Origin of the sequence: Streptomyces sp. NPDC086023 (assembly GCF_044540325.1) — a bacterium.
Lineage (GTDB): Bacteria > Actinomycetota > Actinomycetes > Streptomycetales > Streptomycetaceae > Streptomyces.
In genome coordinates this window covers 399,202-423,101 of sequence record NZ_JBITRX010000004.1, presented here as the reverse complement: position 1 = coordinate 423,101, position 23,900 = coordinate 399,202, and the positions used below count along the sequence as shown (strand labels likewise).

At 73.2% G+C, this 23,900-nt stretch carries 18 protein-coding genes, 1 tRNA gene and 1 other RNA gene; 9 read left to right on the top strand and 11 right to left on the bottom strand.

From position 1 onward, the window contains the following. Window positions 1–6 precede the first annotated feature (6 nt). From ACIF6F_RS11370 to ffs, 6 genes are all read right to left on the bottom strand, one after another. Window positions 7–909: a phosphoribosylaminoimidazolesuccinocarboxamide synthase gene (locus ACIF6F_RS11370; RefSeq protein WP_399944465.1), complete on the bottom strand. Its 903-nt coding sequence runs from the start codon at window positions 907–909 to the stop codon at window positions 7–9. Between the two features lie 156 nt (window positions 910–1,065). Further along, entirely contained in the window at window positions 1,066–2,559 is a 1,494-nt protein-coding gene (locus ACIF6F_RS11365; RefSeq protein ID WP_399944463.1) for a N,N-dimethylformamidase beta subunit family domain-containing protein, read from the bottom strand. A gap of 251 nt (window positions 2,560–2,810) precedes the next feature. Continuing rightward, window positions 2,811–4,481 (bottom strand): hypothetical protein, encoded by a 1,671-nt coding sequence (locus ACIF6F_RS11360; RefSeq protein WP_399944461.1) that lies wholly within the window; start codon window positions 4,479–4,481, stop codon window positions 2,811–2,813. A gap of 324 nt (window positions 4,482–4,805) precedes the next feature. Further along, window positions 4,806–6,059, bottom strand: coding sequence for a phosphoribosylamine--glycine ligase (purD, locus tag ACIF6F_RS11355; protein WP_399944458.1), 1,254 nt, complete (start codon window positions 6,057–6,059; stop codon window positions 4,806–4,808). 59 nt (window positions 6,060–6,118) lie between these two features. After that, window positions 6,119–8,368 (bottom strand): DNA polymerase III subunit gamma and tau, encoded by a 2,250-nt coding sequence (locus ACIF6F_RS11350; RefSeq protein ID WP_399944456.1) that lies wholly within the window; start codon window positions 8,366–8,368, stop codon window positions 6,119–6,121. A 135-nt stretch (window positions 8,369–8,503) separates the two neighbouring features. Next, window positions 8,504–8,602, bottom strand: an RNA gene (ffs, locus tag ACIF6F_RS11345) — signal recognition particle sRNA small type. A 108-nt stretch (window positions 8,603–8,710) separates the two neighbouring features. Here ffs and ACIF6F_RS11340 point away from each other — a divergent pair. The 3 genes from ACIF6F_RS11340 (at window position 8,711) to ACIF6F_RS11330 (ending at window position 12,016) form a co-directional block, all read left to right on the top strand. Further along, window positions 8,711–8,795, top strand: a tRNA-Ser gene (locus tag ACIF6F_RS11340). 220 nt (window positions 8,796–9,015) lie between these two features. Then, the gene (locus ACIF6F_RS11335) at window positions 9,016–10,488 is read left to right on the top strand and encodes an ATP-binding protein (protein WP_399944454.1); all 1,473 of its coding nucleotides are present in this window, start codon (window positions 9,016–9,018) and stop codon (window positions 10,486–10,488) included. 1,345 nt (window positions 10,489–11,833) lie between these two features. Continuing rightward, complete coding sequence (locus tag ACIF6F_RS11330; RefSeq protein WP_399944451.1) at window positions 11,834–12,016, top strand: hypothetical protein; 183 nt, start codon at window positions 11,834–11,836, stop codon at window positions 12,014–12,016. A gap of 120 nt (window positions 12,017–12,136) precedes the next feature. On the opposite strand, the gene ACIF6F_RS11325 is transcribed toward ACIF6F_RS11330, so the two are convergent. Beyond that, window positions 12,137–13,318: an MFS transporter gene (locus ACIF6F_RS11325; protein WP_399944449.1), complete on the bottom strand. Its 1,182-nt coding sequence runs from the start codon at window positions 13,316–13,318 to the stop codon at window positions 12,137–12,139. A gap of 127 nt (window positions 13,319–13,445) precedes the next feature. On the opposite strand from ACIF6F_RS11325, the gene ACIF6F_RS11320 reads away from it, so the two are divergent. After that, entirely contained in the window at window positions 13,446–14,429 is a 984-nt protein-coding gene (locus ACIF6F_RS11320) for a DUF5937 family protein (RefSeq protein WP_399944446.1), read from the top strand. On the opposite strand, the gene ACIF6F_RS11315 is transcribed toward ACIF6F_RS11320, so the two are convergent. Next, window positions 14,422–14,706, bottom strand: a complete 285-nt coding sequence (locus ACIF6F_RS11315; protein WP_399944443.1) for a hypothetical protein — start codon at window positions 14,704–14,706, stop codon at window positions 14,422–14,424. The genes ACIF6F_RS11320 and ACIF6F_RS11315 overlap by 8 nt on opposite strands. 171 nt (window positions 14,707–14,877) lie before the next feature. On the opposite strand from ACIF6F_RS11315, the gene ACIF6F_RS11310 reads away from it, so the two are divergent. Further along, window positions 14,878–17,709: an NACHT domain-containing protein gene (locus ACIF6F_RS11310; protein WP_399944441.1), complete on the top strand. Its 2,832-nt coding sequence runs from the start codon at window positions 14,878–14,880 to the stop codon at window positions 17,707–17,709. 92 nt (window positions 17,710–17,801) lie between these two features. On the opposite strand, the gene ACIF6F_RS11305 is transcribed toward ACIF6F_RS11310, so the two are convergent. Continuing rightward, window positions 17,802–18,602: a VOC family protein gene (locus tag ACIF6F_RS11305; RefSeq protein WP_399944605.1), complete on the bottom strand. Its 801-nt coding sequence runs from the start codon at window positions 18,600–18,602 to the stop codon at window positions 17,802–17,804. Between the two features lie 112 nt (window positions 18,603–18,714). On the opposite strand from ACIF6F_RS11305, the gene ACIF6F_RS11300 reads away from it, so the two are divergent. Further along, on the top strand, window positions 18,715–19,314 hold the full coding sequence (locus ACIF6F_RS11300; RefSeq protein ID WP_399944438.1) for an HhH-GPD-type base excision DNA repair protein: 600 nt from the start codon (window positions 18,715–18,717) through the stop codon (window positions 19,312–19,314). A gap of 20 nt (window positions 19,315–19,334) precedes the next feature. After that, on the top strand, window positions 19,335–20,255 hold the full coding sequence (opcA, locus tag ACIF6F_RS11295) for a glucose-6-phosphate dehydrogenase assembly protein OpcA (RefSeq protein ID WP_399944436.1): 921 nt from the start codon (window positions 19,335–19,337) through the stop codon (window positions 20,253–20,255). Between the two features lie 160 nt (window positions 20,256–20,415). On the opposite strand, the gene ACIF6F_RS11290 is transcribed toward opcA, so the two are convergent. Continuing rightward, the gene (locus ACIF6F_RS11290) at window positions 20,416–22,014 is read right to left on the bottom strand and encodes a helicase HerA-like domain-containing protein (RefSeq protein WP_399944432.1); all 1,599 of its coding nucleotides are present in this window, start codon (window positions 22,012–22,014) and stop codon (window positions 20,416–20,418) included. 88 nt (window positions 22,015–22,102) lie between these two features. On the opposite strand from ACIF6F_RS11290, the gene ACIF6F_RS11285 reads away from it, so the two are divergent. Further along, window positions 22,103–22,399, top strand: a complete 297-nt coding sequence (locus ACIF6F_RS11285; RefSeq protein WP_003955420.1) for a type II toxin-antitoxin system VapB family antitoxin — start codon at window positions 22,103–22,105, stop codon at window positions 22,397–22,399. Window positions 22,400–22,533: 134 nt separating this feature from the next. Then, window positions 22,534–23,172, top strand: coding sequence for a LytR C-terminal domain-containing protein (locus tag ACIF6F_RS11280; RefSeq protein WP_399944430.1), 639 nt, complete (start codon window positions 22,534–22,536; stop codon window positions 23,170–23,172). 48 nt (window positions 23,173–23,220) lie between these two features. On the opposite strand, the gene upp is transcribed toward ACIF6F_RS11280, so the two are convergent. Beyond that, window positions 23,221–23,856 (bottom strand): uracil phosphoribosyltransferase, encoded by a 636-nt coding sequence (upp, locus tag ACIF6F_RS11275; protein ID WP_365042905.1) that lies wholly within the window; start codon window positions 23,854–23,856, stop codon window positions 23,221–23,223. Window positions 23,857–23,900 lie beyond the last annotated feature (44 nt).

Here is a 23,900-nt window from a genome sequence, read left to right as displayed (position 1 = left end):
GTCGGCTCAGTGCTGCCAGGCGGTGCCGGTGAGCAGCTCGTACGCCTCGATGTACTTGGCGCGGGTGGCGTCCACGATGTGCTGCGGCAGGGCCGGCGGGGGCTGCTCGCTCTTGCGGTCCCAGCCCGACTCGGCCGAGGTCAGCCAGTCCCGGACGAACTGCTTGTCGTACGAGGGCTGCGCGCGGCCCGGCTGCCACTGGTCGGCCGGCCAGAAGCGGGAGGAGTCCGGGGTGAGCACCTCGTCGGCCGCGATCAGGGTCTCGCCGTCGAAGCCGAACTCGAACTTGGTGTCGGCCAGGATGATCCCGCGCTCGCGGGCGATGTCCCGGGCGCGGCCGTAGACGGCGAGGGTGGTCTGGCGCAGCAGCGCCGCGGTCTCGGCGCCGACCTGGCGGGCGACCTCCTCGTACGAGACGTTCTCGTCGTGCTCGCCGACCTCGGCCTTGGTGGCCGGGGTGAAGATCGGGGCGGGCAGCTCGGAACCGTCCACGAGGCCCTCGGGGAGGCCGAGGCCGCAGACCGTGCGGGTCTGCTCGTACTCGGCGAGGCCCGAGCCGGTGAGGTAGCCGCGGGCCACGCACTCGACGGGGACCATGGCGAGCGACTTGCAGATCAGGGTGCGGCCGGCCCAGTCGGCGGGGGCGCCCTCGGGCAGCTCGGTGCTGATGACGTGGTTCGGGACGAGGTCGGCCAGCTGGTCGAACCACCAGAGGGAGAGCTGCGTCAGGACGCGGCCCTTGTCCGGGATCTCGGTGGGGAGCACCCAGTCGTACGCCGACATGCGGTCGCTGGCCACCATCACGAGGTCGCCCGCCTCGTTGCGGTAGAGCTCGCGCACCTTGCCGGTGTGGAGGTGGAGAAGGCCCGGAACCTGAACCGGCTCGGGCTTTTCGACGAATCCGGACACGGTGTCTCCCTGTGGTTCTGTATGAAGCACTCCGATTCTCGCGCACCTGGCCGTGATCTTGGACAGGGGGCGGTCCGGCGGGAGGTTCTCGTGGTCCTCGCGGTCCGCGCGGTCCTCGCGGTCCGCGCGGTCCTCGCGGTCCTCGTGGTCCGCAGATCAGTCGCGCTTGCAGATCCGGTCGAGGAGGTTGGCGGTGGCGCGCTGCACCCGCTCGTCGACGTGGCCGGGGCGGTCGAGCGCCGGTGACCAGGCGAAGGTGCCGGACGCGAAGACCAGGGCCCCGCTCGGCGCGCGGTACAGGGAGGTCTCCTGGTGGCGCAGGACGCCGTCGCCGTCGCGGTAGGGCGAGTGGGCGAGGAGGATGCGGCCCTCGTGCTCGGGGAGCTGGGTGCGGGGGAAGTAGCGGTCGGCCTCGCCCGCGACCAGGCCGTCGATCTCGTCGCCGTCCCCGGCGCCGGTGGAGTCCCAGAGCCAGTGGCCGGCGTTGCGGACGACCAGCGGGGCCGGTTCGGGGACGCGGCCCGCGTACTGGATGCCGAGGAGCTGCTGTTCCGGCCGGTCCATCTCGCGCCAGAGGGCCGGGCGGCCGGGGCCGCGGCGTTTTCGGCAGGTCAGCAGGCGGTCCGGGACCCCGGAGGCGGACGGGGACAGCTCGACCTGCCAGTACATGGTGTTGGCGGAGAGGAAGACGAGCGAGGTGCCGTGCTCGCGGGCCCGCTCGGCGGTGCGGCGCATGGGGACGGACCAGTACTCGTCGTGGCCCGGGAAGACCAGCCCGCGGTAGCGGGTGGGGTCCACGCGGCCGGCGTGCAGGTCACGGGCGTCGGCGTACGCGAGGTCGTACCCGTACCGCTCGGCCCAGCGGATGAAGTCGTATGCGTGGCCCACGTGGAGGGGCAGGCCCGCACCCGCGTAGGGGCGGTCGAAGGAGACGGTGGTGGCCGCGTCCCGCTCGCCCAGCAGGCGGCCCTGCTCGTCCCACGCGTGGTAGAGGCTGGCGCCGGTGCGGCCGTCCTCGGGGTAGAGGTTGTAGGCCTGCCAGGTGACGTCCGGGAGCAGCAGGAGCAGGTCGGCCGGGTGGCTGTCGCGGACCGTGAAGGGGATGTGGGAGCGGTAGCCGTCGGCCGTGGTCAGCACGGCGACGTACGCGCCGAGGTTCCAGTACGAGGGGACCTGGAGGCGCCAGGAGAGCCACCAGTGGTGGCAGGACACCGTGCGGTCGGCGGTCAGCGGGGCGGGCTGGACGATGCCCGAGAGCCGCGGGCTGGTGGTGATCTTGGCCGCGCCGTCGCCGCCGTAGTGGCCGATGCGGTAGACGTCGACGGAGAACTGCTGGGGCGGATCGACGGTGATGTGGAAGTCGATGGCCTCGCCCGGGGCGACCGCGCCGGTGGACGTGAAGCCCTTGATCTGGCGGTGGACGTCGTCGGCCGTCCGGGGGCCGCTGCTACGGGTCGGGGCGGCCGGGACCTGGTCGCCGAGCCGGCCCGGGGCCGCGGGGTCGACGTACCAGGGGACGACCTGCCCGGTGTCGCCGAAGTACAGCTCGCTGCCCCGGAACCAGGGAAGCGGGCCTTGCCCGAAGGGGTCCGACACCGCGTGCGCGAGGGCACCCGATTCCCACCGCCGGATCTGGTCCGCACCACCCATACCGCTGCTCCCCTCCCTCGCTCCCCCGACGTCGCCCGGACCTGCCTCCGGCTGGGGCCGGGGTGTGCCGGGTGCGTGGCCTGTCGGCCACGACTGGTCCCAGCACATCACATAACGCACGCACTCCGTCACCGTTCGTCGCGAATTGACGTGAACGGAACATTGGCGTCCGGTTGGGGCGGGGGGTGGGGCGCGCCTGACGACTGCCCGGGCCGGCCCGTTCGGGCAGCTCAGGGGGCCGAACGGGCCGATCAGACCAGCCGGACGGGCTTCTCGGCGCGCACGCCGAGTTCGGCCAGCCAGGACCGCAGCGGTTCCGGGTCGCCGTCCTCCACGAGGGAGAGCACCCGCGGGGAGAGATCGTTGCGGCGCTCGCCGTCCACGAGGAGGGCGGGTCCGTCCAGCCAGTCGAGGCCGGGGGCGGCGCCCGCGGTGTCGACGGCCGCGCAGCAGACCATCGCGGTCACGTGGTCGGCCAGCAGGTCCCGGCCGCTGCGGGGCGGCTGGAGCGGGAAAAGGGGCAGGGCGTCCCAGCCGTTCGGCCGCTCGGCCTCGCCCGGGACGAGCTCCTCGCGGGCCACGTCGGCCGCGATCCGGCCGGCCAGGGCGTCGCCCTCGCCTCCGGAGAGGTACGCGAGCACCCGCTCCAGGGTGGGGCCGGGCGCCGCGGCACGGGCGCCGGCGGTGACCACGGCCCGCAGCGGGTCCGGGACCGGGCCGGCGGTGTCGGAGGCGTTCGTGCCCGCGGCGTTCCGAGGGCCGTACCCGCCGCCCGGCAGGGGGAGGGCGTCCAGGGCGCGGTGCAGGCGGGCCGCCTCGACGCGCCACTTGCGGTCCACGACCTCCTCCGGGTACGCCGACCAGTCCACCGGGGACCAGTCGGGGCCCGGCTCGGCCGGTCCGCCGTGGAAGAGCCGCGCGGCCAGCAGCGAGGCGGCCTCGTCGACCACCCCCGGCTCCTCCAGCAGGTCGCACGCGGGGCGCTCGCCCAGCCGCGAGGTGAACCCCTCGGCCAGCCGGTCGCGCCGGGAGAGCTCGGTGAGGGCGGAGACCACGCCCGCGTCCAGCCGGGAGGGCCAGCGGCCCAGCCGCCAGGCGGGCAGCGCGACCCGGGTCAGCAGCCGGTCCCAGCCCGCGTAGGCGAGGCCGACCTGCTCCTGGGCGACGATCCTCAGTCCGTAGTCCACAGCCTGTGCACGCTCGGAAGCCGCCGTGGCGACGCCGCGCTCCATCTCGGCCGCGTCGTCCCGGCACAGCCGCAGCAGCAGCCGGCCCAGCCAGGCGACGTACCCGAGGCCGCGGCGCCGGCCGACGGCGACGGCCGCGTCCAGGCCGCGGACGAACCGCCGGGCGGCGGCTATGTCCACCTGGGCCGACGGGCCCGTGCCCGCGACCACCGGGGCCAGCACGGCACGCAGCTCCGCCACCCGCATCCACCAGAGGAAAGGGGAGCCGATGACCAGCACGGGTGCGGTACCGAAGCCCGCGTCGGCGTCACGCGGCGGGGGATCACCGGATATGGCGCGGCGGTGCGTGGCGTGCGTACGGTCCTCCAGCCAGCTGTCGCAGTCCGGCGTCAGCGCTATGGCGGAGGGGGCGGGCACCTCCAGCCGCTCGGCCAGGTCCCGCACCAGGCGGTAGAGGTCGGGCGCGGCGGCCTCGGAGAGCGGCACCGTCGGCGTGGTCGCCGGGCTGGCCCGCAGCACCACGGCCGCGAAGACCCCGGCGAGCAGCAGCACCAGCGCCGCGACCCCGCACACCACGAGCGTCACGGCCGGCCAGGGGTCCCCGGCCAGCCGGCCCGTGGCCCGCGCGGCCACCAGCACCACCGCGACGGCGGCCGGCAGCAGCGCGACGCCCATCGCCCGGCCGCGCAGGCGCAGCACGGAGACGGCGCGGAGGCGCGCCGACTGCGCGCCCATTTCGATACCCAAAGCGGTTCCGGACACGGCCGGACGTCACCCCCTCTGCCCTGCGGCGACTTTGCTCACTCCCCCACTCTGGCACCCGTCACCGACATCGCAATGCCGGTGGGCCAAGTGCCGGAACGCCTGCGCGGCACCCTAGTTGGGGCTTCGGCCCGCGTCAGCCGGATAGGGGATCGCTCACCCGATGGAATGGCTTTGGGTAAAGGTGGGTGCGTTCGAAGGCGGCCTGATGCTGTCGTACGAAGGGGCCCGGCCGCGCGTTGCGCGGGCCGGGCCCTCGTTCGTCCGAACCCCTGCTCAGCGGGGTCGCCCGTGGAATCAGCGGCCTTCGGCGGCCTTCTCCGCGATGTCGGTGCGGTGCTGCGAGCCGTCGAGCCGGATCCGGGCGACGGCCTTATACGCCCGCTCACGAGCCTGCGCCAGATCGGATCCGGTCGCGGTCACGGACAGCACGCGGCCGCCCGCGCTGACGACCGCGTCGCCCTCCTTGCGGGTGCCGGCGTGGAGCACGTACGCCTCGGGGCCGTCCTCGGCGGCGACCTCCGCGAGGCCCTCGATCGGGTCTCCGGTGCGGGGGGTGTCCGGGTAGTTGTGCGAGGCGACGACCACGGTGACGGCCGCGTCCGGGCGCCAGTTGAGCGGCGGCTCGGTGTCGAGGGTGCCCTTCGCGGCGTTCAGCAGGACGCTCGCGAGCGGGGTCTTGAGGCGCGCCAGGACCACCTGGGTCTCGGGGTCGCCGAAGCGGGCGTTGAACTCGATGACCCGCACCCCGCGGCCGGTGATCGCCAGGCCGGCGTACAGCAGGCCGGAGAAGGGGGTGCCACGGCGGCGCAGCTCGTCGACGGTCGGCTGGAGGACCGTCTCCATGACCTCGTCGACCAGCTTGGGGTCGGCCCACGGCAGCGGGGAGTAGGCGCCCATGCCGCCGGTGTTCGGGCCCTCGTCACCGTCGAGGGCGCGCTTGAAGTCCTGGGCGGGCTGGAGCGGCAGGACGGTGGTGCCGTCGGTGATCGCGAAGAGCGACACCTCGGGTCCGTCCAGGTACTCCTCGATGACCACGCGGTCGCAGGCGAGGGCGTGGTCGCGGGCGGCGGCGAGGTCGGAGGTGACGACCACGCCCTTGCCGGCGGCCAGGCCGTCGTCCTTCACGACGTAGGGGGCGCCGAAGGCGTCCAGCGCCTCGTCGATCTCCTCCGGCGTGGTGCAGACGTAGCTGCGGGCCGTCGGGACGCCGGCGGCGGCCATCACGTCCTTGGCGAAGGCCTTGGAGCCCTCCAGCTGCGCCGCCTTCGCGGACGGGCCGAAGACGGGGATGCCGGCCGCGCGGAGGGCGTCGGCGACCCCGGCCACCAGCGGCGCCTCCGGGCCTACGACGACCAGGTCGGCCGCCAGCTCGGTGGCCAGCCGCGTCACGTCGGCGCCGTCGAGGGCGTCGACCGGGTGGAGTTCCGCCACCTCCGCGATCCCGGCGTTGCCGGGGGCGCAGTGGAGCGCGGTGACGTCGGGGTCGAGGGACAGAGAGCGGCACAGGGCGTGTTCGCGGGCGCCGCCGCCGATGACGAGGACCTTCACGGGTGCAGCCTAGCCCGCCTGGCCTGGAGATCTTTGTGCGGGCACCCAAGCGGGCCGCCCTACTCGTTCGTATATTCCTCCACCACCGTGGCCCCGAGCTCCCGCACGATCAGGTCGTGGCCGGTGAGGGCGCTCTCGACGAGGTCCGGGTCGTCCTCCTCCGGGACGTCGTCCTCGGGGGCGACCGGCACGGGGGCGGGGGGCTGGTGGGCGCGGGGCGGCTCGGCCGCGGGCGGCTGGGCCGACGGGGCCTGGTACGGGGCGGCCTGGGGACCGGGAGCCGCGGGGGCGGGGGCGTACGCCTGCGGCTGTACGGGCGCGGGCGGCGCTGCGTACGGTGCCCCGGCCGCCATGGCGGGTGCGCCGGCGGGGGATCCGCCGACCACGGCGTCGATCTTCCAGTTGACCTGGAACTGCTCGGCCAGGACCTGCTTCAGCACGTCCTCGCTGCCGCTGCTGGAGAAGTTGTCGCGGGCGCCCGGGTTCGGGAAGCCGAGCTGGAGCGTCGTGCCGTCGAAGCCGGTGACCTGTGCGTTCTGGCTGAGCAGGATCCACGTGAAACGGCGGCGGTTCTTGACCGCCTCCAGGATGCCGGGCCACATGGCCTGGATCTGGCCGGCCCCCTGCGCCATGCCGGGCGACGGCTGCGCCGGGGCGGGCTGGGCGGCGGCCTGGGGCTGCGCCGGGGCCTGCTGCGGAGCGGGGGCGGGCTGGGCGGGCGCGGGGACGCCGGAGCCCGGCTGCGCCGCGCTGGGCCAGGCGCCCCGCTGGGGGGCCCCGGGTGCCGCGGGCGCGGCCGGCGCCGGGGCCTCGGGGGCCGCCGGGGCGGCGGGGAGCCCTGAGCCCGGCTGGGCGGCGCCCGGCCAGGCGCCGGGCGCGGCGGGCTGGGGCTGGGGCTGGGGCTGGGCGGCCGGAGCCGGGGCCTCGGGGGCGGCGTGGGCGGCCGGAGCGGCGGCCGGGACCTCGGGGGCGGGGGCAGGGGCGGGCGCAGTGGGGGCCGCACCCGGGCCGCGTACCGCCGCACGGGCCGCGGCGGCACCGCCACCGGGCGCCACGGGCGCCATCTGGTGCGCCTCGGGCCCGGGCACGTACCCCATGGCCGGTCCGGCGGGCACGGCACCGGCCGTGGCTGCCGCCGCCGCGAGGGCGGCACCGCCGCGCTCCAGGCGGTCGAGGCGGGCCTGCACGGAGCGCTCGTCGTCGTACGCGGCGGGCAGCAGCACGCGGGCACAGATCAGTTCCAGCTGGAGCCGGGGCGAGGTGGCCCCGCGCATCTCGGTCAGCCCGGCGTTCACCAGGTCCGCCGCACGGCTCAGCTCGGCGGCACCGAAGACGGAGGCCTGGGCCTGCATCCGCTCCACGACGTCGGCGGGTGCGTCGATGAGCCCCTTCTCGCCCGCGTCGGGCACGGCGGCGAGGATCACCAGGTCGCGCAGCCGCTCCAGCAGGTCGGCGACGAACCGGCGCGGGTCGTTGCCGCCCTCGATCACCCGGTCCACGACCTCGAAGGCCGCCGCGCCGTCCCCGGCGGCGAAGGCGTCGACCACCGAGTCGAGCAGCGAGCCGTCCGTGTACCCGAGGAGGGACGTCGCCATGGCGTACGTCACACCGTCCTCCGCCGCGCCGGCCAGCAACTGGTCCATGACGGACATGGAGTCACGCACGGAACCCGCGCCGGCGCGCACGACCAGCGGCAGCACGCCGTCCTCCACCGGGATGCCCTCGCGCCCGCAGACCTCGCCGAGGTACTCGCGCAGGGTGCCGGGCGGCACGAGGCGGAAGGGGTAGTGGTGGGTGCGCGACCGGATGGTCCCGATGACCTTCTCGGGCTCGGTCGTGGCGAAGATGAACTTGAGGTGCTCCGGCGGCTCCTCGACCACCTTGAGCAGCGCGTTGAAGCCCGCCGACGTGACCATGTGGGCCTCGTCGATGATGTAGATCTTGTACCGGCTGGAGGCGGGCCCGAAGAAGGCCTTCTCCCGCAGGTCACGGGCGTCGTCGACACCACCGTGGGACGCGGCGTCGATCTCGATCACGTCGATCGAGCCCGGCCCGTTCCTGGCCAGGTCCCGGCAGGACTGGCACTCCCCGCAGGGCGTGGGAGTGGGACCTTGCTCACAGTTGAGGCACCTGGCGAGGATGCGCGCGCTGGTCGTCTTGCCGCAGCCGCGCGGCCCGGAGAACAGGTACGCGTGATTGACCCGGTTGTTCCGCAGGGCCTGCATCAGCGGTGCAGTGACATGCTCCTGCCCGATGACCTCGGCGAACGACTCGGGGCGATAGCGGCGGTACAGCGCAAGGGACGACACGTTTACGAGGTTATCCGGGCCCGCCGACAACCGGGCGCCGCCGCATCCCCCGGCCCACGGGGCCCCGCGGCGGAACCACGCGCCCCGCACACACCCGCGGCCGCAGGTGGACCGGCATCCGCACCCGCGCCGGAAACGCAAAGCGCCCCCCACGCACCCGCCAGAGCCCACTTACCCTTGCTGCCTTCCGGCCCTGGGGGAGTTGGGTGAGATAGCGCCACGTGAGGGGCTGGGCCCAGCGTAGCGGATGGAGGGCCCGGCGATCGACCCCGCTCCCCACCGGGAGCCCCCGTCGGCGATCACGTTCGCTAGCACCCCTCAACGTCTTGTATTGTTTGCGGCGGAGGATTCGCCTAGAGGCCTAGGGCGCACGCTTGGAAAGCGTGTTGGGGGCAACCCCTCACGAGTTCGAATCTCGTATCCTCCGCAGCCGCCTGAACAGGCGAAACGAAGACCCCGGACCGCTCCAGCGGCCGGGGTCTTCGGCGTGCCTTGGTCTCAGTTTCGGTCTCATTCACTTGCGACATTAACCGCGTGCACCAGGGCGCCCTTGGGAGCGGCCGACGTCGAGAACGGCGGGGACACACCGCGGACGCCAGAACTAGGGGTATGTTTTATGTAGGTGTACTTCTATATCTGGAGCCCTCGTGGACAAGCCTGCCGAGATGTTCGACCGGGACTACGAGTGGTCGGCGCTGAGCCGGTTCATCACCGATCCGCAGGCCGGCGCAACTCTGGGCGTGGTCTCCGGGCGCCGCCGCCAGGGCAAGACGTTCCTGTTGGACGCCGCCTGCCGTGCCGCCGGAGGGTTCTATTTCGGTGCGACCGAGGCCGCCGATGCCGAGTCGCTACGGCGGATCAGCACAGCGCTGACCGCCCACGTCCGCCCCGCCAGCCCGTTCCACTTCGCCGACTGGGCAGAGGCCGTCGACGCACTCCTCGCGCTCGGCGCCGAGCGGCCCGTCCCCGTGGTGATCGACGAGTTTCCGTACCTCGCCAAGGCCAACCCGGAGCTGCCCTCGATCATCCAAGAGGCGTTGCGTCCTCTGCGTGACCAGCGCACCGGCTCCCGTACCCGGCTGCTGCTGTGCGGCTCGGCGCTGTCCTTCATGGGCAGGCTGCTCTCAGGTAACGCCCCACTGCGCGGACGAGCCGGGCTGGAGCTGGTTGTCCGGCCCCTGGACCACCGCCTGGCCGCCGAGTTCTGGGGCATCACCGACCCTCACCTGGCCATGAAGGTGAACGCGATCGTGGGCGGCACCCCGGCCTATCGGCGCGAATTCGCGCGCGGCGACACCCCAAAGGGGCCGGATGACTTCGACGACTGGGTCGTCCGCACCGTCCTCAACCCCGAAACCCCTCTCTTCCGCGAGGCCCGCTACCTACTGGCCGAAGAACCCGACCTCCGCGACACCGCCCTGTACCTGTCCGTCCTGGCCGCCGTCGCCGACGGCAACGCCACACGCGGGGGCATGGCCGGCTACCTGGAACGCAAGGCCACCGACATCGCCCATCCCATCAACGTCCTCGAAGACGCGGGTCTGCTGCACCGGGACGCGGACGCCTTCCGCGACAACCGGCCCACGTATCGCATCGCCGAACCGCTGATCGGCTTCTACCACGCGATCATGCGACCGGTCTGGGACCAGCTCGAACGCCCCGGCAGCGCGCCACGGGTCTGGCAGGCCAGCCGTCGCCGCTTCGTCAGCAACGTCCTCGGGCCCCATTTCGAACAGGTCTGCCGCGACTGGGCCCTGCATCACGCCGACCCCGAGCTCCTGGGCGGTCTGCCCGCCCGCGTCGGACACGGTGTCGTTCACGACCCCAAGGCCCGTACCGGCCACGAGGTCGACGTGGCGGTCATCGGAATCGCCGACGGCGCCAAGCCACCACTGCTGGCCATCGGAGAGGCCAAGTGGAACGACACCATGGGCATCGCCCACATCGAGCGCCTCCGGCACATCCGCGACCTCACCGCCCAGGCCGGGCGCTACGACACGACCAACACCCGGCTCATCTGCTTCAGCGGAGCCGGATTCAACGACAAGGCACACGTCGCAGCGGCAGCCGACCCGGACATCCGGCTGATCGACCTGGCGACCCTCTACAACCAGGCCTGATGTACGCCCACGCAACCGTGACCGTCGGGGCACCATGGGGAGCGCCACCCTGCCGTGGCGTAGCGGCACACCGCATCCAGCCCGGCAGGGAGGTGACGCGTTTGCCTGTTGCCCGCTCTGCCAAGGTTCCCGAATGACGGAAAGCACAACCACCCGAGCCGGACGCTTCCACCAGGGACGGCTGTCCGACGGGCGGCCCCAAGCCCTGGATGCCTGGCGTGTCACCACCGACGATGCCGATGTGGCCGCCCGGGTTGCCGGGCTACTGGGTGGCGAGCCTCAACCGAACGGAGGAGGAGGCGGAGGCGGCGGTCTTGCCTACGAGCACCCAAGCTCGGCACGTTCCACTTCATGACGAGCTCGTGGCAGGTGGCGGCCCAGCTCTCCGAGCTGACAGACGCGTTGGAGCGCCTCAGCGGCCCAGCCGTCTGCGACCTCGCCATGGAACTCATCGTCTACACAACAAAGACTGGTAGAAACGTTTGCTACCGGAAGCCTGTGGTCGCCGTACTCGGCAGCCCCGACAGCGTTGCGCCCGAAGCCTCGCCGACGGCTGAGCCCCGACCGGCTCCGGCACCGGCCACACCCCGCCCCGGGACCCGGCCGACCCCCGCGCCCACCACTCCATCAGCGCCGGATTCGAGCCGCCTGGTCAGAGTGGATGCCATGCTGCTCGGCCGTGCCGCCCAGGTGCTGGGCACCGGCGACCACCAGGAAACCGTCGTCACCGCCCTGTCCGAGATCGTGGCACGACCGCAACAGGCCGCTGAGCTTGCCCGGCTACGAGAGCAGGTCAGACGCATCTCTGCCATCGCGGAGCAATCTCTCCGAGGCCGGGATCCTCACTCACCTGACTAGTTCCGATCCTCGCAGTGACCACCGGCAGCCGAGACAGGGCTGGTCTCGGTTCTGGTCTCATTCGCGTCCGTTCGGCCCTGTTCGGATGTGGCCACCTCAGGGCCGTAAGTAGCCGAGCAGCAGCTGCGGTTCCGGTTCCATTGGCCTCCGTCCGGGGCCGTCCGCACGAGGCCGGGGCCGGACCGCTCAAGCGGGCCGGTCCTCTGGCGTTTTCCCGTGTCGGCTTCCGTCTCGGCCGGCCCCGGGCGGGGCGGCTTGCCCGCTCGGCGCCGGGGCGTCTCCGGGGCCGGCAGGCGGCCCCGGCCCGCCGGGCTCTTGATCTGGATTGTCCGGAGTGTCTAGCGTGGAGGGGTGGCATGCACGACCGCAAGGGACGGGCCACCCGGACGCAGGTGCCAGTAGCCCGCTGACACCGAGAGCGGCCCCTCTCCCCGGGGGTGGGCGCACCCCGCGGCACCGCAGTCCATCCGCAGAGGGAACCAGGAAGATGAAGGCCTTCAGGGCGACGAAGATCCGCAGGCTGACCGCGGCCGTGTTCCTGGCCGGCTTCGCCAGCGTCGCGTCCGCGGCTCCGGCACTGGCCGACCGCCCCGGCCCGGGCGACAAGCAGTGCGTCCCCGGCCAGCACGGCAGCCCGCAGCCCGGATTCAAGGCAGGCGCCTGCAAGTAGCGGGACCGAAGGCAATCCGACCTCCGGCAGAGGAGGACGCACCACCCATGAGGCGGCTCGACCGGCGTCGGGCCGTCTTTCCGGCGCCGGGACCGGGAGCGCGCCCCGGCGCCCGGGCCGTCACGCCGCCAGTTCGTGGGTGAGGCGGCCGGTGATGCGGCGGGTCAGGGCCAGGATGGCCGCGGCGGCCGCGAGGCCCACCGTCAGGGCGGTCCACCACAGGACCGCCGGGCCCAGGCCCGTGTAGACGGCGACGCCCAGGGTCAGGGCGGCGAAGCGGGCCGTGCCCCAGACCCAGCTGTACGCGCCCTGGTAGCGGCCGCGGGCGTGGGCCGGCGCCAGGTTGGCCACCACCGCGGCCGCGATCCCCGCCACCACCAGCTCGCCCAGCGACCAGACGACGACCGACAGGGCGTACCCCACGACGCCGTCGGCCAGCCCGGTCAGCGCAACGCCCGCGGCGACCAGCACCCCGCCCGCGGCCTGCACCGGCAGTTGCGGCAGCCCGGCCAGCCGGGCGGTGGCCAACGGCTGCAGGGCGACGACCAGCACCGCGTTGACCGCCGCCATCGCGCCGTACACCGCCGGGGACAGCCCGCTGTCGCGAACGGCCAGCGGCAGGGCGACCTCGGTGAGCGAGTAGACGAAGAGCTGTGCGCCGAGCACCGCGAGCAGCACCAGCGCGAGCCGGTCGCGGAAGACGACGCCGTACCCGGCCCCGTCCGCCTCCTTCACCGTGCGCGGCGGCTCGGCGAGCCGGGTGGCCACGATGGCCGCGTAGACCAGCATCGAGCCGATGTCCACGGCGAAGAGCAGCCAGTACCCCCGCTCCGCGAGGAAACCGCCGAGGACGCCCGCGACGGCGGTGCCGATGTTCACGCCCCAGCCGAAGAGCGCGTACGCCCGCCGCCGGCGCCCGGCGTCCACGGTGTCGGCCATCAGCGCGTACGCGGCGGGCCCCACCACCGCACCGGCCGCGCTGAGCAGGAGCGCGGCGGCCGCCATCGTGACCACCCCGGGGGCGACGAACAGCGCGCCCTGCGCCGCGCTCGCACCGGTCAGCCCCAGCAGCATCGTCGGCCGGCGGCCGAACCGGTCGGCGAGCACGCCGCCGAGGGCCGGGCCGAGCAGGTTGCCGGCGCCGAGCGCGCCGAGGACATACGACGCGCCGGACCCGGTGACCCCGCGGTCGGCGAGGAAGAAGACGAGGAACGGCGTCACGAGGTAGCCGATCCGGTTGACGATCGAGCCGGCGAAGACGGTCCAGACGGTGGGCGGGAGTCCGCGGAAGGTCGAGAACATGCGAGGAGCCTGCGCGCCGGGCGCCCGCGGGCGAATTGATTAAGCTCAGACCGAATCCAAACGGGCCCGAGGGCGTGCGGTCGTCCGCCGCGCAGCGCCCGCCACGGGCCGGACGGGGGCACGGGACATGGAGTACGTACTCGACTTCTCCGCCGCCGACCTGGCGCAGATGCGCTTCGCGGTGTCCCCGATGTGGGAGGTCGTCACCGGCTTCCGCCTGCTCCGCGACCCGGCGGCGTCACCGCTGCACCAGTGCTGGGCCGCCCAGGTGCGCCCCCGCGTGGTACGCGCCGGGCTCCACGCGGGCTGGCTGGCCGACCTGATCCCGCCCCGCGGCTACCTCGCGGACTTCCTCAACCCGGTCCCCGCCACCCCCTTCCCCACCCTGGCCGCCGAACTCGGCGCGATCCGCGCCAGTACGCCGGAGCAGCTGCGCCGGGACCTGGACAAGCTCGGCACCACCTCCCCGCGGATGCAACTGCTGTACGAGGACCCGGACGCCGGCCTGGAGAAGGTGGCCGCGGAGATCGAGGCGTACTGGGAGCTCGCCCTCGCCCCGTACTGGGCCCGGGTCCGGCAGCTGCTGGAGGCCGACGTCTTCCACCGCGCCCGGCAGGTGGCCGAGCACGGCGCCGCGCACGTGCTCAACGAGCTGCACGAGACCGTCCGGTGGGACGACGGCACCCTGGGGCTGGTCCACCGCCAGTGCTCGCTCACCCGGGACCAGCCGGGCTCCGGCCTGCTGCTGGTGCCCTCCGCGTTCGCCTGGCCCCGGGTGCTGACCCGCTCGCTCGCGGGGGAGCCGCCACAGCTCGCGTACCCGGCGCGGGGCGTGGGCAACCTGTGGGAGCCCCGGGGCACCACCGCCACGGAGGCGGTGGCCGCCGTACTGGGGCGCTCCCGCACGATGCTGCTCGCCGAGCTGGACACCCCGGCCTCCACGACGCAGCTGGCCAGGTCCAGCGGCCTGTCCCCCGCGGGCGTCTCCCAGCACCTGACCGCCCTGCGCGACGCGGGCCTGGTCACGGCCCACCGCAGCGGCCGCTCGGTCCTGTACGCCCGCACGGCGGTCGCGGACGCCCTGCTGGCCCCGGCGGGCCCCCTCACCTGAGGAGGGCCAGCAGACCCGTCGCGAGCGCCAGCGTCGCGGCGAAGGCGGCGCCGGCGCGGGAGGCGGCGGCCGGGAGGGTGGCGCCGTCGGAGCGGGCCAGGACGCCGGCGACCACGGCCGCGAGAAGGGAGAGCAGCAGCGCGATGACGACGGCCATCGCGAGCAGGGTGTCCTCGGTGTGCCAGGTCGTGGTGGTGGTGGTCGTGGTCATGGCCGTGGCCGTCGCCGTGGCCGTCGCCGTGGCCGTCGCCGTGGTCAGGGTGGTCGCCGTGGTCATGTCGGTTCCGCTTCCTGCGAGTTGGGGCACCGGCGCGCAACCTGCGGTCCGGGTGCGAGCCGTCGTCCCGGCTCACCTCCGACCTTGCGGGTTCGGCTGTTCAGCGGCGTTCGGGCGAACGAGAATGAACGTCCTTGAACACCACGGGCCTTGGGGACGACGGGTGATCGGATGACCGACGAGGATCCGCTGGAAGGCATGCAGCAGGCGCTGAACCTGGCCCGGTTGAAGCGGCGGCTCGGCATGACGGCCCTGTCCCGTCGCTCCGGGCTCAGCAGGACGACCGTGAGCCAGGCGTTCAACTCCCGGCGCGTGCCCACCGAGGACACCCTTGCCCAGCTGGCGCCGGTGCTGGGCCTCCACGTCGAGGAGCTGCTGGAGCTTCGGAGGGAGGCGGTGGCGCAGCGGTACGGCCCCACCGAGCCCGAGGGACAGGACGAGATCGACGCGGCCTTCGAGGCCCGGTACCGCGACTACCTCCTCCAGCGCCACGGCCGGCTGACCATCGTCGGCCTGGACCTGCGCGGCCCGGCCGCCGCGAGCTGGCCGCTGGACACTGCGTACCTCAGCCTGGAGCTGGCCGGGCACGACGGGCCGTCGCAGGGCGTGGACCGGGCCGAGCGGGCGCTCGCCGGCCGTCCCAGGACCCTGGTCAGGGGGCTGGCCGGAAGCGGGAAGACGACCCTGCTCCAGTGGCTGGCCTGTGCGACGGCCGAGGGCGAACTCCCCGACGCGCTCATCGAGCTGAGCGGCAGCATCGCCTTCCTGCTGCCGCTGCGCACCCTCGCGCGGACGGGCGGCCTGCCCGCGGACCCGGCGGGGTTCCTGGCCGCCGTGAACTGCTCCCTCGCCGCCTACCAGCCCGCCGGCTGGGCTCACCGGGTGCTGTCGGAGGGGCGCGGCCTGGTCCTCGTCGACGGCCTGGACGAGGTGCCGAAGGGGCTGCGGGACCGGGCCGGGGACTGGCTGCGGGAGCTGGTGTCGGCTTACGGGCACTCGCGGTACGTCGTCACCACGCGGCCCAGCGCCGTGGCCGAGGGCTGGCTCTTCGAGGCGGGCTTCCGGGAGCTGACCGTGCGCCCGATGGGCCGCCGGGACGTCGGGATCTTCGTGTCCCGCTGGCACGCCGCGGCCCGGGCGGGGACGACGGACCCGGAAGTGGCGGCCCACCTCGACACGCTGGAGTCCGACCTCAAGGACAAGGTGCGGGTCAAGCGCGACCTCGCCCTCCTCACCACCACCCCCCTGCTGTGCGCGCTGGTCTGCGCGCTGCACCGGGACCGGCGCGGACGGCTGCCCTCCGACCGGGTGGAGCTCTACCAGGCGGCCCTCTCGATGCTGATCACCCGGCGGGACCAGGAGCGCGAGGTGATCGCCCCCGAGGGCATCGAGCTGAGCGAGAAGGAGAGCGTCCAGCTCCTGCAGAAGCTGGCCTACTGGCTCATCAGGAACGACCAGGTCGAGCTGCGCAGGGAGACCGCACTCGCCAAGATCGAGGAAGCCCTCGAAGCGATGCACGCGGTGGCCGCCCAGGGCGACGCCACGGCGGTGCTGAACCACCTGATCGCCCGGAGCGGGCTGCTGCGCGCCCCGACCCTGGACACCGTCGACTTCGTCCACCGGACCTTCCAGGATTTCCTGGGCGCCAAAGCGGCGGTGGAGTCCCTGGACCTGGGGCTGATCGTCCGCAACGCCCACGACGAGAAGTGGGAGGACGTCGTCCGGATGGCCGTCGCGCACGCCCGGCCGGACGAGCGGGCTCAGGTGCTGGAGGCGATCACCAAACGGGCCGACAGCGAGCCGAGGCTGGAGCGCCGCCTGCGCGCCCTGGCCCTCGCCTGCCTCCAGCACGCCACCGAGCTGCCGCCCGCCACTCGGGAGCGGGTGGAGTCGCGCGCCCAGTCCCTCATGCCGCCCCGCACCCACCAGGAGGTGGACGCACTCGCCGAGATCGGGCCGCTGGCACTCGACCTGCTGCCGGAGCCCGGCCGCCTCTCCACCCTGACGGCCGTCCGCTCGATCCAGACCGCACAGCGCATCGGCGGGGACGGCGCCCTCGCGTACCTCAAGTCGTTCGTCGGCACCGCCAACGCCCAGGTGCGACGGGTGCTGGCAGAGGAGTGGACCCGGTTCGACCCGCAGGACTACGTGGCCGAGGTGCTGGCGCCGCTGGGCAGGCTGCGGCAGGTCGAGATCGGGGACGAGGGCCAGGTGGGCGCGCTGGGGCCCGTACGGATGTCGGCGGTCGGCTTCACCGGCAGCCACCCGCCCCGGCTGATGGCGGGGCTTCCCCGGCCGGAGGCGGTCACCGCCCTCGTCCTGGAGAACAACGACCTCATCACCGACCTGGACTGGCTCGGCCAGGCCTTCCCCCGTCTGCGCGTCCTCGACGTGCTCCGCTGCCCGTACTTCGAGGACCTCGGCGGGTTGCTCGGCACGGGCCTCGTCGCCCTGGCGGTGGGAGCGACGACCGGATTGCTGGACCTGAGCGTGCTGGAGCACCTGGAAAGCCTGCGCACCCTGGAGATAAGGGACGCGCTCACCCTGCTGTCCGACGTCCCTCCGCACCCGGGGCTGCGCGAGCTGAGCATGGACAACCCGGGACGGCTCGACTTCCTCAACCGCTGGCCCGCGCTCCGGCACCTGGGCATCCCCGGCGACGTCTTCCTGGAGCAGGCCGATGCCCTCCGCCTGCCGCGCCTCAAGCACCTCACCCTGGATTCGCTCGACCTGGCGAACCCCGCCGTCTCCTTCATCACGGCCATGCCCTGGGTCACCCACGTGAACGTGGAGGGGTACGACGGCCCGCCGGCCGCCCTCGCGGCGCTGTTCCCCGGCGCCCGGTCCCTGCGGCTGCGCCCCACGAGGACGGGGCAGGTGCCGGACGTGTCCGCGCTCGCCGCCATTCCGACGCTGCGCCGGCTCACCCTGCGAGGGGTCCCCGGCGTCCCGGGCGACCTCGGCTTCGCCAAGGGCGTGATCCGCACGGAGCCTCTGCTCTGACCGGCCGGGCCGGCCGCGTCTGCACGAGGGCCGCGCCCGGGTCGTCCGTACGACCCGGGCGCGGCCCACCGCACACCGCGGCGGCGCAGCCCCTACGCGTCCGAGAACTTCGGCATCTCGCCCTCGGTCGTGTTCAGGTCGATGACCGAGAAGTTCGCCCCCTGCGGGTCCGTCAGGGCCGCGAAGCGCCCGAACGGGCTGCTCATCGGGCCGAACTGCAGCTTCGCGCCGAGGTCCGTGGCCTTCTTGACCGCCGCGTCGCAGTCTTCGACCGCGAAGTACACGCAGATGTACGAGGGCATGTGCGGCGGGAAGTCGTCGCCCATCTGCATCCGCCCCAGTACCGGCTGCTCACCGAGGTCGAAGACCGCGTAGTCCATGGTCTCGTCGGCCATCTTCTGCTTGCGGTACGAGAAGACCGACGTCAGGAAGGCGTCCGACTTGCCCGGCTCGCGCGAGAAGACCTCGGCCCACGCGAACGCACCGGGCTCGTTCTGCTTCTCGAAGCCCGTGTGCTCACCGCCCTGCCAGACGCCGAAGACCGCGCCGCCCGGCTCCTTCGCCAGCATCATCGAGCCGAAGGGGCCGACCTGCATCGGCTCCATCAGCATCTCGCCGCCCGCGGCCTTGACCTTCTCCGCCGTCGCCGCGACGTCCGGCGAGGCGAAGTAGAGACACCAGGCCGAGTGCGCCTCCTCCTCCTGGCCCGGCATCGGCGGGACGACGGCCGCGACCGCCTTGCCGTCCGAGTAGGCCTGCGTGTAGCCCCCGTACTCCGTAGCGGCCTCGGTGAAGGTCCAGCCCAGCACCGAGCCGTAGAACGCCTTGGCGCCCTCGACGTCCTTGAACATGGCGTCGGCCCAGCACGGCGTGCCTTCGGGGAAAGCCGTCATGATCATGACTCCGTCTCGCTTGATCACCATGGGTGGGTGTGTCCGGGTTCACACGCTATCCATCCGGAGCCCCTCCCGCGCGTGGAAACCGAAATCAGTCGAACATGGAGCTATGGACATCCAGATCCACCTGGCCCAGCAGCCCGACGCGGACGCCCTGCTCGGCCGCAGCCCGCTGGCCGCGCTGACCGGGATGCTGCTGGACCAGCAGGTGCCCATGGAGTGGGCCTTCTCCGGGCCGTACACGATCGCCACCCGGATGGGCGCGGACGATCTCGACGCCCACGCCATCGCCGCGTACGACCCCGACGCCTTCGCGGCGCTGCTGTCGGAGAAACCGGCCGTGCACCGCTACCCGGGCTCGATGGCCAAGCGGATCCAGCAGCTCTGCCAGTTCCTCGTCGAGCACTACGACGGTGACGCGGCGGCGGTCTGGGAGGGCGCCGGCAGCGGGGCCGACCTGCTGGCTCGGCTGAAGGAGCTGCCCGGGTTCGGCGACCAGAAGGCGCGGATCTTCCTCGCGCTGCTGGGCAAGCAGTACGGCGTACGGCCGCGCGGCTGGCAGGAGGCGGCCGGCGCCTACGGCGAGAAGGACTGCTACCGCTCCGCGGCCGACATCACCGGCCCCGAGTCGCTGGCGAAGGTGCGCGCGTACAAACAGCAGGCCAAGGCCGCCGCCAAAGCCGCCAAGACCACCAAGCCTGCCTCCTAGGGCTGCGAGACTCCCAGATCATGAAGACCGAACTCACCGATACGACGTCAAGCAAGGTCAACGCCGCCCTGCTGCAGGCCCGCCAGGCCATCGGCAGCCCCACCCTGGGCATGGTCCTCACCCTCCTCGTGGTCACCGACGAGGAGAACGCGTACGACGCGGTCAAGGCGGCCTCCGAGGCATCCCGCGAACACCCCTGTCGCATCCTCGCCGTCATCAAGCGCACCGCCCGCGGCCACCACAAGCTGCGCCAGACCCGGCTGGACGCCGAGCTGCGGGTCGGCTCGGACGCGGGCAGCGGCGAGATCGTGATGCTGCGGCTGCACGGGGAGCTGACCTCGCACACCGGCTCCGTGGTGCTGCCGCTGCTGCTGCCGGACGCGCCGGTGGTGGCCTGGTGGCCCGCGGACGCGCCCGCCGACGTGGCGCGGGACGAGCTGGGCGCCCTGGCGCAGCGCCGGATCACCGACGCGTACGCGGCCCTCGACCCGCTGTCGGTGCTGGAGCACCGCGCCGCCTCGTACGCGCCGGGGGACACCGACCTCGCCTGGACCCGGCTCACGCCCTGGCGCTCGCTGCTGGCGGCCGCGCTCGACCAGCGGCACGACCAGGTGACCGGTGCCGCCGTGGAGAGCGAGGCGGACAATCCGAGCGCGGAGCTGCTGGCGCGCTGGCTGGAGGACCGGCTGGGGGTGCGGGTGGAGCGGGTGGCCACGGACGGGCCGGTGATCACCTGCGTACGGATGACCACGGCGGCCGGCGAGATATCCGTCGACCGGCCCGGCGGGGCGCTCGCCACGCTGGGCGTGCCGGGCCAGCCCGACCGCAAGGTCGCGCTGAAGATCCGTACGACGGCCGAGCTGATCTCGGAGGAGCTGCGCCGGCTGACGGCGGACGAGACCTACGGCTCGGCGCTACGGAAGGGACGGGTGCCGGCGTAACCCGGCCGCAGAGCCCCGAGGGACACGAGAGGCCCCCGCCCGGTCACCGGACGGGGCCTCTGCCACGACCCCGCGGGTGCCGACCCGGGCCCGGGCCGGCACCCGCGGTCGGCGCCGGTGGCCAGCGCCCAGGGCCAGCGCCTGCGGTCGGCCCCCGCGCTCAGCGCCTGCGGCGCGCCGTGCCGAAGATCGAGCGGGAGATCTCCCGGCCCAGCTGGGTGCCGACCGAGCGGGCCAGCGAGCGGAAGAGACCGCTGCCGACCACCTGCTCGGCCAGCGACCGGTCCTCCTTCGGCGCCCTGGGAGCGGCCCGCGCCGCGGCCTTGGCCTGCTTCTCCGCCTCGGCCGCCCGGGCCGCCTCCTCCGCCGCGGCCTCGGCGGCGGCCTGCTCGGCGCTGACCTTCTCGTACGCCGACTCCCGGTCGACCGCCTCCGCATAGCGCGACCAGAGCGGCGAGGCCTTGACCGCCCGGTCCAGCGCGGCCGCCTCGACCGGCCCCATGAGCGACTGCGGGGCACGCAGCCGCGTGGCGGCGACCGGCGTCGGGGCACCCTTCTCGCTCAGCACGGTGACCACGGCCTCGCCGGTGCCCAGCCGGGTGAGCAGCTCCTCCAGGTCGTACGGCGAGTGCGGAAAGGTCCGCACCGTGGCCTTCAGCGCCTTGGCGTCGTCCGGGGTGAAGGCCCGCAGCGCGTGCTGCACCCGGTTGCCGAGCTGGGCGAGCACGTCACCCGGGACGTCCTTCGGGGTCTGGGTGACGAAGAAGACGCCGATGCCCTTGGAGCGGATCAGCCGCACGGTCTGCGTGATCGACTCCAGGAAGGCCTTGGAGGCGCCGTTGAAGAGCAGGTGCGCCTCGTCGAAGAAGAAGACCAGCTTGGGCTTGTCCAGGTCGCCGACCTCCGGGAGGTCGTTGAAGAGGTCGGCCAGCAGCCACATCAGGAAGGTCGAGAAGAGCTGCGGCTTGTCCTGGACGGCGGGCAGCTCCAGGACGGAGACCACGCCCCGGCCGTCCGGGCCGGTGCGCAGGAACTCGCCGGTGTCGAACTCCGGCTCGCCGAAGAACTGCGTCGCCCCCTGCTGCTCGAAGGCGGTCAGCGCCCGCAGGATCACCCCGGCGGTGACGGTCGAGAGCCCGCCGATGCCCTTGAGCTCGGCCTTGCCCCGGTCGGAGACGAGGAAGGCGACCACGGCCCGCAGGTCCTTCAGGTCGACCAGTTCCAGGCCCTTGGCGTCGGCGTAGTGGAAGATCAGGCCGAGCGACTGTTCCTGGGTCCGGTTGAGCTGCAGGACCTTGGAGAGCAGCACGGGGCCGAAGCTGGTGACCGTCGCGCGGACCGGGATGCCCGGCCCGATTCCCCCGAGCGAGTAGAACTCGCTCGGGCAGCCGGCGGGCGCCCACTCCTGGGCCACCTCGCGGGCGCGCTCGGCGACCTTGTCGTTCGGGACGCCGGGGGCGGAGACGCCGGAGACGTCGCCCTTGATGTCGGCGAGGAAGACGGGCACCCCGTGGCCGGACAGCTGCTCGGCGATCAGCTGGAGGGTCTTGGTCTTGCCGGTGCCGGTGGCTCCCGCGACCAGTCCGTGCCGGTTCAGCACGGCCAGCGGGATGCGGATCCGGTGCTCCGGCAGGCAGGCGCCGTCCCAGAGCAGGGCGCCCAGGTCGAGGGCGGGTCCGGTGAACGCGTACCCGGCGGCGATCTCTCCGGCCGGCCCCGGAGTGGCCACCGGCTCGGCCGAGGGGGTGCTTCCCGTCATCTATCACTCCCGAATTGGCGCTATTCGCCACCTTTGCACCAACGTCCCGAGGCTGCGCCCGCAGGCTCTTGCCCGGTAGGCTTTCCGTGTGATCTTCAAGCGCATCGGAAACGGGCGGCCTTACCCCGACCACGGACGGGAAAGCACCCGGCAGTGGGCGGACGTCGCGCCGCGCCCGGTACGGCTCGACCAGCTCGTGACCACCAAGGGCCAGCTGGACCTCGAGACCCTCCTCGCGGAGGACTCGACGTTCTACGGCGACCTCTTCGCGCACGTCGTGAAGTGGCAGGGCGACCTCTACCTGGAGGACGGGCTGCACCGCGCCGTCCGCGCCGCCCTGCAGCAGCGCCAGGTGCTGCACGCGCGCGTGCTCGAACTGGGCTGAGAGGCCGCGGGAGCCGCCCCCGGAACCACTCGGTCCGCCCCTCCGAGCAGGCCGATTGATCCTTTCGGGTCGGCCCTGGGCTATTCATAGATCATTTAGTAGGCATCGTCACCGGGTCGCACTACGCTGCGCCCATGAGCATGCTCACTCCCCCTGGCATGGGCGGAAAGTACCGCGTCACGGGTACCGCATACCCCCGCATGCGCCGCCCCCGGCGCCGCCGCCGGATCGTGCTCGCACTCCTCGGCTCGATACTGGCCCTCGGCCTGCTCGGATACGGGACGCTGCAGCTCATCGGGGTGTTCAGGGGCGACGAGAAGAAGACCACCGCCGGGCACGCCGAGGACTGCCTCACGGGCAAGCCGGGGAAACCGGCCGCCTCCGCCGTCCCGGCCGTCGTGCTGCCCAAGCCCGGCCGGATCACGGTCAACGTCTACAACGCCACCCCGCGCAGCGGCCTCGCCAAGGCCGTCGGCGACGAGCTGCGCAAGCGCGGCTTCCGGGTGGGCAAGGTCGGCAACGCCCCCGCCACCTTCGACAAGAAGGTCGCCGGCACCGGGATACTGCTGGGCTCGCCCAGGACCGACAAGGCCATGTACTCCGTGCTCGGCGCCCAGCTCGCCGGGGTCACCCAGCAGACCGACACCCGCGAGGGCACGGACGTCGACCTGATCCTGGGCACCGCTTTCAAGGAGCTCAGCAAGAAGGAGGACGCGGACCGGGTCCTGGCCGCACTGGCCCACCCCGCTCCCGCGCCCTCCCGGAAGTGCTGAACCCGTCCCGGCACGCCTGACGGGCACCGGGACGGCAGGACGGTACGGCTACTCGGCCGCGCCGTACATGCGGTCGCCCGCGTCGCCCAGGCCCGGCACGATGTAGCCGTGCTCGTTGAGCCGCTCGTCGACCGAGGCCGTCACGACGGTCACCGGCTGGCCGGCCAGGTCGCGCTCCATGACCTCGATGCCCTCGGGAGCGGCAAGCAGCACCACGGCCGTGACGTCGTCGGCGCCGCGCTTGATCAGCTCCTGGATGGCCGCGACCAGCGTGCCGCCCGTCGCCAGCATCGGGTCGACGACGTACACCTGGCGGCCGGAGAGGTCCTCGGGCATCCGGGTCGCGTACGTGGAGGCCTCCAGGGTCTCCTCGTTGCGGACCATGCCCATGAAGCCCACCTCGGCGGTCGGCAGCAGCCGGACCATGCCGTCGAGCATGCCCAGGCCGGCCCGCAGGATCGGGACGATCAGGGGGCGCGGGGTCGACAGCTTCACGCCCGTAGTCGGCGCGACCGGGGTCTCGATGTCGGCCTGCTCGGTGCGCACGTCACGGGTGGCCTCGTACGCGAGCAGGGTGACCAGCTCGTCGGCGAGCCGCCGGAAGGTCGGGGAGTCCGTGCGCTTGTCGCGCAGGGTGGTGAGTTTGTGCGCCACCAGCGGGTGGTCGACGACATGGATCCGCATGGACCCAACAGTAACCGGGCGGGAAGCCCGCCGAGTGCTCTCCG